General features: G+C 43.5%; 8 protein-coding genes. All 8 read right to left on the bottom strand.

The genetic code is table 11. The features are described from left to right. Positions 1-350: 350 nt before the first annotated feature. Positions 351-1,817, bottom strand: coding sequence for an ABC transporter substrate-binding protein (locus tag MHH49_RS19110; protein WP_036682927.1), 1,467 nt, complete (start codon positions 1,815-1,817; stop codon positions 351-353). Positions 1,818-1,949: 132 nt separating this feature from the next. Next, a complete protein-coding gene (locus MHH49_RS19105) occupies positions 1,950-2,822 on the bottom strand; it encodes a carbohydrate ABC transporter permease (RefSeq protein WP_036682930.1) in 873 nt (290 codons plus the stop codon). Between the two features lies 1 nt (position 2,823). Continuing rightward, entirely contained in the window at positions 2,824-3,651 is an 828-nt protein-coding gene (locus tag MHH49_RS19100; RefSeq protein ID WP_370510615.1) for a carbohydrate ABC transporter permease, read from the bottom strand. Between the two features lie 210 nt (positions 3,652-3,861). Further along, positions 3,862-5,190 carry a response regulator gene (locus MHH49_RS19095; RefSeq protein ID WP_076141627.1) on the bottom strand — a complete coding sequence of 443 codons (1,329 nt, stop codon included), beginning with the start codon at positions 5,188-5,190 and terminating at the stop codon, positions 3,862-3,864. Between the two features lie 19 nt (positions 5,191-5,209). After that, positions 5,210-7,003 carry a cache domain-containing sensor histidine kinase gene (locus MHH49_RS19090; protein WP_036682936.1) on the bottom strand — a complete coding sequence of 598 codons (1,794 nt, stop codon included), beginning with the start codon at positions 7,001-7,003 and terminating at the stop codon, positions 5,210-5,212. A gap of 1,221 nt (positions 7,004-8,224) precedes the next feature. Further along, positions 8,225-8,863 (bottom strand): beta-phosphoglucomutase, encoded by a 639-nt coding sequence (gene pgmB, locus MHH49_RS19085; RefSeq protein ID WP_051491264.1) that lies wholly within the window; start codon positions 8,861-8,863, stop codon positions 8,225-8,227. A gap of 25 nt (positions 8,864-8,888) precedes the next feature. Next, positions 8,889-11,177, bottom strand: a complete 2,289-nt coding sequence (locus MHH49_RS19080) for a glycosyl hydrolase family 65 protein (protein ID WP_076141628.1) — start codon at positions 11,175-11,177, stop codon at positions 8,889-8,891. Beyond that, complete coding sequence (locus tag MHH49_RS19075) at positions 11,174-13,480, bottom strand: glycoside hydrolase family 65 protein (protein WP_076141629.1); 2,307 nt, start codon at positions 13,478-13,480, stop codon at positions 11,174-11,176. Before MHH49_RS19075 ends, MHH49_RS19080 begins: the two co-directional genes overlap by 4 nt. Positions 13,481-13,874 lie beyond the last annotated feature (394 nt).

Here is a 13,874-nt window from a genome sequence, read left to right as displayed (position 1 = left end):
ACATCATTTCCACCTTGTATAGTGAAATCTTTCACAAAGTATAAAGTTTTTTTGATTTGTTTTCAAAGCGCTTTCATTCGATCATATTATAGATTTTTTACCATTATTTATGCTTTATTATTTCTTAAATTTAAAGTTTATGTTTAAAAAGACAAGAACTGATACCCATTTTCTACCTTTCCGCTCGCAAAAATATTTTAAAAAAGCAAACCTAATTTTGTTGACACTCTATTTTTCCATTGGTCTCTAAAAAATAGTGGGATGCCCCCCCGTCGTGTTGATTTATAAAAATATCAATAATATAAACATAAAAAAACCGACTCCTATGGAGCCGGTTCTGTTCTTCCTAGCTATTCTACTTTAATTGTGTCGAAGAATTTCTCTTGCACTGTTTTGGCAGCAGCTTCAAGCTGTGTCTTGGAATCTGTTCCTTTTTTGGAGAACAGCTCTTGAATTACATTGGACATGGTTGCGTAGTAGTCCTGTGTATTGTATTGCGCTTCCGGTTTACCGTCCAGCAAACCTAAAATATCAGGGCTGTATTGATATACATTTGTATATTTATCATACACAGCTTTCGTTTTCTTGCCGAAGTCAGAATCTGCAGAATAGTAATCTAAGAGCGGCGGAATAAAGTATTTACCATCCGTTGTACGTTGTTGCAGAACCGCATCCAGTGCTTCTAGACCTTTATCGGAGAAGTAATCAAATGTAATATAACGGAATGCCATTTCTTGCTCGTCTGGTGTTGCATTTGGATTGATTACAAGGTAGTCACCACCAAGTACCCCGGTGTGTTTTCCGCCTTTTTCCATTGCAGGCATTGGATACGTAAGTACATCTTCTGGTTTCAGACCGCCTTGATTCAACGCTTGCTCAATAACACCGTCAGATCCAGCCATTACCATTGCTGTACGACTTTGTTGGAATGCGCCTACAGCATCACCCCAGCCCAGTGCCCAGTCCTGAGGAATCGCGTTTGCTTCCCATCTAAGTTTCTTGTAGAAATCCAGCGCTTTAATCCCAGCCTCAGAATTAAAAGTAGCTACAACCTTACCGCCTTCTATCTTCTGAATTTCACCGCCAGCTTCGAACAGGAAGTTGGTCCAGTTCCAGCCTGCTTCATTCCCTTTACCCATTGGAGCAATACCGGAAATACCTTTTTTGGTATCAGCTACGCCTTTCGCGGTATTCAGCATATCATCCCAAGTCCAATCCATAGGTGGAACAGCAACGCCTTTTTCGTCCAGCATTTTTTTGTTGATCATTGTGGTTGTTACATAACCCTTTTGAGTTACGCCGAAGACTTTACCGTCAATGATAAATTGATTTTGGAGAACCGGGTTAATTTGATCCTTAAATTCGTATTTATTCCACAGATCCGTAATGTCAGCTACCCAGCCTTTTTCAACTAGGAATTTTGCTTCTGTAGCGTAGGTGTTAAAGAAGGTTGGAGCTTCATTCGCTGCCATTTTGATGCCGATTTCACTTACATTGTACTGCCAATCGTCTTTGACGATTTCAACATTCGGATATTCCTCTTGGAAACGTTTGATCTTGTCATCTTCCTGTGCTCTAACTTCGGTTAGGTCAGGGGTTGGATAGTGAATTTTGATGGTCACTTTTCTTTGTGTGATATCATCAGTTGGCGCTGCTGTAGCACTGCCAGCATTATCTGTTGCAGCATTCGTTGGCGCAGTAGTCGCTTCCCCTTCCTTGTTTCCTGTCGTGTTTCCGTTATTGTTATTACCGCCGCAAGCGGTTAACAACGATCCGGCCACAAGGAGGCTTAGTAGCACGCTAGAGTACTTACGCATTGAAACTCCCCTTTTCAATTCATAGTTATCTTACATATCGATCATAAAAGAGAAATCGTTTACAAACGAGGTGCATTTATATTCCTTTCATGTGCATGTTTACGATCCGTGACTAAATCCGTCGATCCTTGCTTATCCCTTAACTGCTGATAATGCGACGCCACGCATAATGAACTTTTGGAAGATCAGGAAGACAAGGATCGGCGGCAACGATACGATAAATAGGATGGCGAATTTAATATTCGTATTAAGTGCCTTTACATTAATAACGTATTTATAGATTGCTGTCGCGAGCGTATATTTCTCTTCACTGTGCATAACCAGAGATGGCCAGAACCAGTCATTCCATGCTGTAGAAAAGATAAAGATCGCCAGCGTAGCAAAAATCGGAACCGACAATGGCACTGCAATGGAGAAAAAGCTTCTCGGCTCAGAGGAACCGTCAATCCGCGCGGCTTCAAAAATTTCAGGATGTATCCCATCAAAAAAGTTCTTTAAGAGTAGAAAATAGAATGTATTCGCACCAGCCGGCAGCCAAAATGCTGCGTACTGATTTAGTAATCCAAGCTCTTTTAGATTGACAAAGTTGGGAATCATATAGCTGGTCGCCGGAATAAACAATGTCATCAGGAAAAAGAAATAAATTGCCTTTCTGTAAGGGACATTCATACGAGAAATGCTGAAAGCAGACATTCCCAATACTACTAGTGTCACGACCATATTCCCCACAAAAATATAAATGGTGTTTTTAAGGAACATCAGCAGATCAATGTAATTCATCGCTTCCTTAAGGTTGCTGAAGTGCCATTCCTGCGGGAAAAAATGCGGTGGGAATGAGTTCACCTCTTGATTCGATTTCAGTCCGTTAAATAACGTCATACAGATCGGATACAGCATGCTGAACACCATAATCAAAATAACCACGCACATCAAGCCATAAACGATCTTATTGCTTGTTTTTTTCAAATCATGTTCTGAGAGAATCCCTCTATCTGCGCTCTTCATCTTAGTTGTCCTCCTTGTTAAGCTTGAACTGTAAAATGCCCAAACCACCTAGGACAATGAACATTAGCATGCCAAGCGCAGTCGCTGTTCCATAATCGAGTCGCGTAAAAGCATATTTTACGATCAGCAGCGCATAGGTAAGCGTAGTATTATTCGGCCCACCATCAAGCAGCGCCATTTGTGACTGATACCCTTGTGAAGTCCCGATAATCTGTAATATCAACATCAAAATGATCAAATTACGTAGCGAAGGCAATGTGATGTACTTTATACGTGCCCACACACCAGCCCCATCAATCTCAGCTGCTTCATACCAATCCCGCGGAATGCTGAGTACAGCAGCCAAGTATATTAACATCCCTGATCCAAACTGCTGCCACGTCTCCATAAAAACAAGAGAAATCATCGACCACCTTGTATCTGTCAGGAAGGCAACCTGGTCCACACCAAGCGAGCTTAATACCGCATTGATTGGGCCCACCGGATCATAAATCCATCTCCAGAGTCCATATAGAACCACACCAGGCATAACGAAAGGAAGGTAAGCCGCTACCCGTACAAAGCCCCCAAACCTTCTCAGCTCCGAGATCATAATGGCAAAAGCAATCGGAACCCAGAACCCGATAATAAGACATAGAAGCATGTAATACCCCGTATTTTTTAACGCGGTCAAAACATCTGGATCACTAAGGGCTCTAGCGTAGTTCTCAAAGCCAACAAAGCTATTCCCTTTTACAAAATCAACATGGTAGAAGCTGTACAACAAGCCTTTAAAAATTGGCACCCACAGGAACATTACAAAAATAATCACAGCAGGTACGAGGAACATATATCCCCAAAAGTTTTTCTTCCAGCGGTTTTGCTTGTAAGGTGTACCCTTCAGCGCCGGCGGATTTTCGGATACAACTGCGGTTTGATTCATCAGGCTCCCTCATTCCATTTTTCTTTCAGCATTTTTCGCAAAATGCTTCCTACCTTAAATTGTAGAAAATGAGGGTTGTACTGAACATGTCTAAATCTACCGAAGTAGTATGTGTTTTTACTTCTTCAATTCACTGGGGCTAATCCCATAATATTTTTTGAAAATTTTACTAAAATGCTCCGGTGATTCATAACCTACACGCTCGGCAATTTCGTATCTGCGAAGATCAGTGTTCAAAATCATGTCCCGGCTTTCTTCCATCCGCAGCTTAATTACATATTCCCACAGGTTGTAACCTGTATTTTTCTTAAACAAATAGCTCAAATAATTAGGACTGACATGGTTTTTCTTAGCCACTTCATGGATGGTTAATCCTTTTTGCGCATAGTTCTCGTCAATATACTCTCTTGCTTTCTCTACAATCAGATTGCTGCGTGTATGAAGCTCTTCTACTGAAGGATCGGTTGTGTAGCTGTTCCAATTAAAATCCCCGTAGTAAAACACATAATGGTCATTATGTTCATTATTCCAAAGAATGGCTTTGGAGGCTTGACGGTTCAATACAGCCATAAATGATAGACCCTTGAGAATCTGGCTGATGCCGATGACTGCATTTAAGTGCAGATATTTTTGAATATTAAAATGAAGACTGCGGCCAAGAATATCTAGCCTATTGATTTGACTGGCAGACGAATCTTCATAGCTTTTTTCATCCCATTGAATAATGATCGTTATTTCTTCATCCTCTGCGTAAAAGCCTGTCGAGTTCCACTCCTGATCCATCAGCTCTTTGGCGATATTCAGCGCGGCATAACAAAGAAGCCGTCTGTCCCGCAGGGTGTAGTGCTTCTCCTGATTCATTCCAGCCAGAGGCACCTTAATTTTTAAGACGGAAAAATACGGCCCTTGCAGCTTCAGGTTATCCAGCTTTTGTAAGCGTTCTGCATCACACAGTACACCTTCAGGCTCATTGAGCAGCTCATTTAATAACTTGCTGTATTCCGGAAGCGGCTCTTCCAGCCGAAAGCTTTCGTTAATCCCTGACATGAAAATGTCCAATTCTGGTGATGGTTTGCCCATCTTAAGCAGCACATTTCGCACCGAATCCAGAAATTGCTCACTGTTCAAAGGTTTGATCAAATAATCCTTCGCGCCAAGCCTAACCGCCATTTGCGCATATTGAAATGTCTCGTGTGCAGAAATCACGATGGTCTGTACCCAGGGTTTGGCCAATTTTGCATGCTGCATTAGATCAATCCCGCTCATTGCGCCCATCTGAATATCAGTAACGAGCAGGTCTATTTCCTCCATCCGAATGCAGTCCAGCGCTTCAAAACCACTGTTTGCTGTATAAATATGGTCTATGTTTAACCCCGAAGAAGCTAATAAATTGCTCAGCCCTTTACAAATCAAAGGTTCGTCATCCACAACTAATATATTGAACATATCTGTATGCTCCCCTTCCTTAGTCCTGATTCTCTGATTTCGGAAGCTTAACCGTCACCAATGTACCGCCCTCTTTACGAGGCGTATAGCTGATGCCATAATCAGAGCCAAAGTGTAAATGTATGCGCTGGTTAATGTTGCGAATCCCGTAACCGCTGGCCGGATTTGGACTGTCGTCATTCAGCACAGCTTCAATGGCCTGATAATCAACAGACTTATATCCGTTATCTTCAATAGTGATCTCGACGGTATCGTCCACACAAACTGCGCTAATGATGATTTCCCCATCCTCGCCCATATTTTTGACACCATGAATAATAGCATTCTCAATTAACGGCTGCAGGGTAATTTTAGGAATTAGATTTCTTTTCGTATCTGGGTGAATCTCCATTACAACACGAAATATATAATCATACCGGTGCTGCTGCAGCTTGATATAGGCCGTTGCATGCTCCAGCTCTTCTTCAAGGCTAATCAGCTCCCTTCCCCGACTGAGGCTAATCTTCATAAGCTTGGATAATTCCTTGATCATCTCGGCGGATTCAACGTTGCCTTCCAGCGAGCTTTTCCAGTAAATACTCTCTAAAGTGTTGTAGAGCAAATGCGGATTGATCTGCTGATAGAGCAGTTGAAGCTGTGATTCCTTCTGTTTTAGCTCCATCTGATATTTATAAGTAATTAGTCCATTTAGCCTGCGGGCCATGTCATAGGTAGATCCAATCAGCACACTGACCTCATCGTTACTCCCTCTTTTTGGCGTCTCAGGGACACGATTGCCTGGCTCAAACTTTCGGACGAAAAAGGCTAACTTTTGCAAAGGCGTCATTAATGAACGCCAGAAATAAGTAATCATGATTAATCCAAAAACAGCATAGGCCACAGTTATGTATTGAATCACACTTTTCATTTCGTTTTGTTGCTGCAGCAGTGCTTTTACGGCGATTTTGTAGACTAGCTTCTGTCCTAAGGCGTGGTTATTATTGACCACATAAATAAAATCCGAGGTAATAACATCCACGGTACCTTCCAAATCCTCAGCAATGACCGTTTCCGGCAACGTAATGATCTCACCAGTATTATTCGTAGTAGAAGCGAGTACACGATTATCCAGATCCGTTAAGTAAATATCACCATCAGGCAACGATATGGATTTGAGGGATTCTCCGATTTTCGCGTCCATCTTGGTAATGACTAAGACCCCAATAGTCTCAGCTTTCCTGGAGATGTTATTGACAGCTCTCATATAGGTAAGAGTCTTCAAGTTTTCCGCTTGCGCACTTAGCTTCCCTGTGAATTTTAGAGATCCGCGGCCCTTTTTCTGGACAACCTCCTCGAACCAATATGGCTCTTCCGCTTTGGAAAAGAAATATACCCCCGCCTTCTTAACCTGTGGGAAATTGGGTGCAAAAAAATAATAATCCTCGGGATCGTATATATAAAGGGAATAATAGATGCCGTCCCCACGCTCAGCTCCCTGCGAGTAACTGACCAACAGCTTCTCTATCGTCTCATAGCGTTTAACCCGCTCCAGGATGGTATCCGAACCCGTCATATTAATCTGCTGAATCAGAGGGTTTTGAATTACAGTGGTAGTAATTTTATTTACGGTATCGATATCTCGGTTAATGATGGTGAAGTTTTGCTTGTTCAGCTCTACATAAGCATTCGTCACATGGCGCTTCAGAATTTGCTCAGCCTTCATATTCCCGTAAATGTTCAAAAACAGAATGGGCGAGATCATAATCAGAAACAGCAGGATAAGCTGCTGTTTGACGTTCAGCTTCAGAATCGGCCGAATCAGCCTAGACAACATCGAGATGCACCTCCGGGTTCAATAACTATATCAAAGTGATAAACGCTTACATATGTTTATTTTAAAGTTTTTTATGTTCATTTGTATGTAGTTTTTTCTGTTGGACGGATAAAAAGAGCACGATGATATGTTCGCCACTACGTGGAGCGTTTGGGCTTACGATCGCTGTTATCCTCAGATTTCCTGATTTTATACCGCTGAGCGGTAGAAATCCGAGGATAAAGGCGACCACTGGCGTTTCTCCAGCTCCAAACCTCCACTTCGCAACTCCATCAACGAACTCTTAAAAACCGCAAACAGAAAAAGGGGCGGACGGCGTAAAGACCACTGCGTGGGGCTAGGAGGAATGAACTCTATATGGAAGAAGTGCGATGTATGTTCTTGAACACTTGAACACTCAAGTACTTCAATACTTGAATGTGCTTTGCTGTTGGGCGTCTGGATTACTTGATGTGCTATTTAGCTGCTTGTTGTGCGTTAGGATTACCGGATGTGCGGCTTTGCTGCTTGTTGAGCGTTTGGATTACTTAATGTGCGACTTACTACTTATTCGGCGTTTTGCATTCCCATACGCCCTCTTCACGATGAGCTATAGGACTCAGATGCAGCTATTTGGCTAATTTTTGGCTTTTACGAGGAGTTTCGGACTCCAGAGGCGTTATTCGTTCCAAACTACGCGATATGTGGGCTTTTCGAACCAATAGCGACTATGGAGTCCGATAGGTTCGCATATGAGCCGAATTATTACTTATAGAGACTATGAGGTCCGATAAACTGTTGAGCTTTTTGACTAACCTTCTGAATTATTTACTATACGGCTAATAGCGACTATGGGGTCCGATCACCGTCTGAGCTTAATACTAACCTTTTGGATTACTTAATGTGTAGCTAACTACTTATTCGGCGTTTTACATTCCCACACACCCCTTCACGATGAGCGATCGGACTCAGATGCTGCTATTTGGCTGATTTTTGGCTTTTACGAGGAGTTTCGGACTCCAGAGGCGTTATTCGTTCCAAACATACGCGATATGTGGGCTTTTCGAGCCAATAGAGACTATGGAGTCCGATAGGTTCGCAAATAAGCCGAATTTTGGCTAATAGCGACTATGAGGTCCGATAGACAGTCTGAGCTAGCTAAATACAGAGACTTTGCACAAAAAAAGACCGCCCCCAAAGTCATCCGCTACTTTGGAGTCGGTCCCTTGTTCATTTAGAAATTTAGTCTGTCAGCAGCTCATACAATCCTTTTACGACCAGATCAGCTTCTTTCAGCACCTCAGGTTTGCCGATACCTACAACCTTCATTCCAGCAGCTTTACCTGCTTGAACGCCTGCCTCAGCATCTTCAAACACAACACATCCATCCGGCTGCAAGCCTATCTCTTGAGCCGCGATCAGGAATACCTCTGGGTCAGGTTTGGCTAGTGACACTTTGTTGCCGTCAACAACTGCATCGAATAAGTCTGTAATGTTCAGCTTATTCAAAATAAACTCAGCGTTCTTACTGGCTGATCCTAGCGCAATCCCAATCCCACGTGATCTCAATCCTGTTAGGTATTCTTTCACTCCAGGCAGCAGCTCCGATTCCTCGAGTCGAGAAATGTATTCTACGTACAGGCGGTTTTTCTTCTCCGCCATTGCCTGCTTCTCTGCTTCCTCAAATTCCAGGCCACCCACTTCCAGCAGGATATCAAGCGATCTCAGCCGGCTCACACCTTTAAGCCGTTCATTATCCTCCTCCGTGAATTTAAAGCCAAGCTCATCTGCAAGACTCGCCCACGCCAAATAATGATATTTGGCTGTATCTACGATCACGCCGTCCAGATCAAAGATGGCGCCTTTCATATTTTCCAACATTGATTTGCTTCCTCTCCGTTGTGTATTAATATTTATACTCCTGTTTCGACAAAGCCAGTCGAAGGTTCTCACCAGCAGAGCACGACTTGCCTTCTCCGCCTTGCACCGAGAATACTAAGTCTCCACTGTAATCAGCAGCTGTGATCACAGTGACTTCATCCTTACTGATCCGCAGTTGGATGGCATCGCCGCGCAGTGTAACCGGAAGCTGAACGGACTGCCAATGTTGCGGCAGAGATGGATTGATGTGCACAACCCCTCCGTCGTAGTCCAGCCCAGCAAAGCCAAGAACCGCAGCCATCCAAGCACCACCATTCGCAGCTGGATGAGTCCCTCCGATGTAGAGATCCCCTACATATTGCTTAGATTCGCCGGTGAGATCGACGGTAGCCGTACGCATAAAATACGGATAGCCCCAATCCGGTGAACCAATATCAGCAGCTACCAAAGCGTAGATACAAGGGCTTAAGCTTGATCCATGTTCCGTACGCGGTTCGTAAAATCCCCAGTTCGCTTGTTTCACTTCCTTGCTAAAGGAGTGTTTAAACAGATTCAGCATCAACACAACGTCTGCTTGTTTAAGTATGGTTGTGGTGGTAGCTAAGCCATTGCCGCCGCCAAAATACTCATTTTTATTAAGCACACGTGATTTCAGTTCTGTTAGTTCTACATCCTCCAAGGTGAGGTACCGGTCGAATTGTTCAATAACAAGACTGGCAGGATCAGGCTGTGGAACATAAAAGCTATCCAGCATCGTTTTGAACTCCTTCAGGAATGGCCCTGAGCTAAACGGAGCGGACAATTGACCGTAGGCCTCAGGATACTTCTCTTGCAGCAAAGCTGCCGTATGCAAGGCAATCTCCAGCGTCTCTTTAACCAGTGCATTGGTAAAAGCATTATTGTTCACACGCTCATGATATTCATCCGGACCTGTTACATCCAGAATCTCAAACCGCTGTTTAACCGAATTATAGTAAGCGTAAGAGTAGAAAAAGCGAGCGCATTCCCAGATCACCTCAGCTCCTCCACTAGTAAGCAGACTTTCATCGCCTGTGAATTGAACATACTTCCAGATCCCATGCACAACGTCACCACTGATATGAACCTGCTTATCGCGGAAATAGGTCCGCATCGGCCGGCCTGTAAATACATCGTTCACATTAAACAGCGTACAGGCATCGTCTCCCGTATCCTGACTTTCCCAAGCATAAAATGCGCCCAAAAATCCATATTCCGCTGCCTTACGGCGAGCACCATCCAATGTATGAATCCGGTACATCATCAAGTTCCGCGCTACCTTAGGATCACTGTGCAGGAAAAACGGCAACATAAACATTTCCGTATCCCAGAATACAGCTCCCTTATATACCTGACCCGATAATCCCCGGGCTGGAATAGACACCTTCTCCGAAACTGTAGGGGCAATGATTAACAGCTGATAGATACTATATCTCAAGGCAAATTGGGCAGCTTCATCACCTTCGATGATTACATCGCTGTGTGACCATCTCTCGTCCCATAACAGACGATGAGCCTTAAATAACGCCTCATAACCCAACGCCTCAGCAGCATGGACAGATTTAACAGCTTCCGTCTCCGGCTGATCCGCATCAAGTCCAGTATAGACTGCTACATACTTAAACCATTCATACGTCTCACCCGCACGGGCATCAAAAGAAATCCGGCGAACAGCAGCCCCATCTTCCAGTAGCTCCTCACCAAAACTGAAATACGCCCTCTCCGCCACAACAACCGGAATCTTCAATTCTCCGCTAACAGAAGAAGAGATCAGCACCTCGTCCTTGAGCTGTACCTTTTGTCCGTAAAGATGAGGCCCATTGATATCCCACACATCTACGTCAATTCCCGTCTCAATCGCTACTCGGCAGTCTTGAGTACTGCGAATAGAGTATTTACTAACGAGCAAGTGAAGATTATCCTGGCTTACGAAACGATCTGCGGTAAACGTCAACGCCCCACCGTCAGATACAGCATATTCAGTGCTCCGATGATGAATGGCATTTCGGATATTCAGCTCCTGAGTATGAACGACCGGTTCACAGTCAAGCACACTTAAGAGCTGATCATTACAGAAAACTTTGGTCAACAATCCATTAGGGGCATTAACTGGTTCTCTCCATTTGTCCCCCTCTTTGTCATATAGTCCTGCGAGGGTGACAGCTACTAGCTCAGTTTTACTGAATTCCTCCAGTGTGCCGCGATACCCCATGTAGCCGTTGCCTAACATATATTTGTTACCGTTCGTCGTCACAAGCTGTTTATCAAAACAACTCTCCTTTACGATCCAGTTCATCCTGCCAGCATCCCTTCGCCTAGCGGAAGCGTCTTCCCGGAAGCATCCACTGTAATCGACTGTCCGTACACTATAATTTCGGTACTTCCACCATTAACCGCAGTGATTGTTACTGAATTTTTGTCGACCGCAATTCTCAGAAGCACTCCTTCATACAATACTTGGAAGCTATATTCATCCCAGCGTTCTGGCAGGGTTGGCTGAAAGGACAGACGTGCTCTATCCGAACGCATTCCACCAAAGCCGTAAACAATATTCATCCAAGCAGCTGCAATTGAGGTAGTATGCAGCCCTTCACGGGTATTACGGTTATAGTTGTCTAAATCCAGTCGAGTAGCAAATTCAAAAAACGAATATGCTTCCTCGGGTTTGCCGATTTCACTCGCCAAAATGGAGTGGATCGAAGGTGACAGCGAAGACTCATGAATACATCTAGGCTCGTAATATTCATAGTTCGCCAGCTTCGCTTCTTTAGAGAATTGTCCGCTGTACAAGAACATAAACATAAGTACATCCGGCTGCTTAATCATGTCATAGCGATATAAACGATCATATGACCAGTTCGAATATAACGGGAATTCTGTAACAGGAATCGAATGAATATCAATATGTGGCATATCGAAGAACCCATCATGCTCTTCATAAACTCCTGTCACTTCGTCAACCGGAATCCGCATATGCTGCGCCTTGTTTTCCCAATCGGTGAGTTCCTCGTCATGAAGTTCTGTTTTCTCTACCACAGCTGCAAAAGCAGCAGGAGCCTGTTCTTTCATCTCCCGAAGAGTCTCTAGGGTGTATTCAAAAGATTGTTGAGCCATCAGATTAATGTAGCAGTTGTTATTGACCATCAATTGGAACTCATCAGGGCCCATAACGCCAAAATAACCATATTCCCCGCTGCGTTGCCCCCATTGGCCACGTGTAGCATAGAATCTGCTGATCTGAATCAGCATCTCAGCCCCTTTACTGTGCAGGAAGCTTTTATCACCGGTATTTTTGACATAATGCCAAATGCCATAAGAAACAGCAGTCCCTACATGAAGCTGAAGATTAGAGTGCTGCCAGAGATCACAGCTTTCTGTTCCATCTATAGTAGCAATTGGATAGCAGGCTCCCTCACAATCCACCTCTTTAGCGCGCTGCATAGCCTGCGGCAATGTTTTATATCTGAATTCCAATAAGCTCCGGGCAGCCCTTGGATTATTGAACATATAGAACGGTAAGCAATAGGATTCTGTATCCCAAAAAGCCAACCCACGATATACTTCACCCGTCAGCCCTTTGGCACCAATATTAAATCCGGGATGATCGCCATGATAGGTCTGATAAAGCTGGAAGATACAGAAACGAATACCCTGCTGATTCTCAGGATCGCCCTCAATTCGGATATCACTTGTCTCCCAGATGCCCTTCCAATAAGCTGTCTGATCAGCGATTATTTGGGTATCTGTCAATTGGCTTGCTGTTTCAGCAAGAGACAGACCTTTGTTCCACAGTTCTTCAGCTGTATGGGCAGAATCACTATCCGAATAGTTCATAACCAGTTTGGTAAAATAGGAAACTTCTCCTTCCGTAAGGTCCAGAGTGAAATTTTGTCCAATAAACTTATCACTCTCAGTAGCAGTGAGCTGCAACGGCTGCGAGGATTGTAAGGTAAAGCTTGAGAACAGCTTATTCCCAGTGTTCACTGTACTGGCCATAATAGCAGAGGACGCTCCACTTACTCCGCTGCGGAGACTGTTCCACATACATTCGCCGCGTTCTTCATGAATAATGCCGAAATCAAGACCTGCACAAATGTCCACGCTCCCTGAGAAATTAAGGGGTTCAAACTCCACCCGCTGCAACCCCAAATGAGACATAGTCATGCTGACCAGACGTGTAAAGACTACTTTTAGCGACTTGCCATCGTTTAGATGCCAGATTAGCTCTCTCCGATACGTACCCTTACGAAGATCCAGCTTGCGCACATAATCTGTTACGTTGCTTTTTGCTAAATCAAGCTGTTCACCATCTACAGATAGACGTGTATACAGCCAGTCCACCGCATTCACCATATATCTCAGCGAGCGAATAATCCCTTTATAGTGATTGCCAATATCCAATTGTTCATTTAATCCATTAAAATAACTTCCTTGCAGGGTGTCACCTGAATACCCTTCCTCTGCATATCCGCGTACACCCATGTATTCATTACCCAATGAAAAAATAGATTCCGAAGTCCGATTTCTTTCTGGATCAAAGCCCTCTTCAATAATTGCCCACGGATCAACCTTAAGATATTTGTCTGCTACTTTAGCCATATATGATTTCTCCTTCTCCTGATTTTTGCTCCAATTTCAGGATATCGCTGCATAGCAATAGAGCCAATGTCCGACCGTAATGAAGATGTGTGCATTTATACGGAGTTGAGATAAAACTAATTTCTTTAACATGAATTTCAACTGTGTTATATGTTACAATCTAACGGGGACGCAAAAAAACAGCGATTAACCCAGTATTTGAGAATAATGGATAGCCGCTGTTCATATATCATAAACGTGAGATCACTTACTCTTTTTTAGTTAAAAAGAATATTACATCGAACACTTTAGAAGTGAAATTTATCACAATGTTGAAAATTCGACACTTTTAAACGATTTTTTATAACCAATTCGAGGGATTTTCAAGGTATAATTAATTTAAAATTTACTGAAA

It is taken from the genome of Paenibacillus sp. FSL F4-0122, from assembly GCF_038002845.1.
Lineage (GTDB): Bacteria > Bacillota > Bacilli > Paenibacillales > Paenibacillaceae > Paenibacillus_AQ > Paenibacillus_AQ odorifer.
This window is presented reverse-complemented; position numbering and strand designations above follow the sequence as displayed.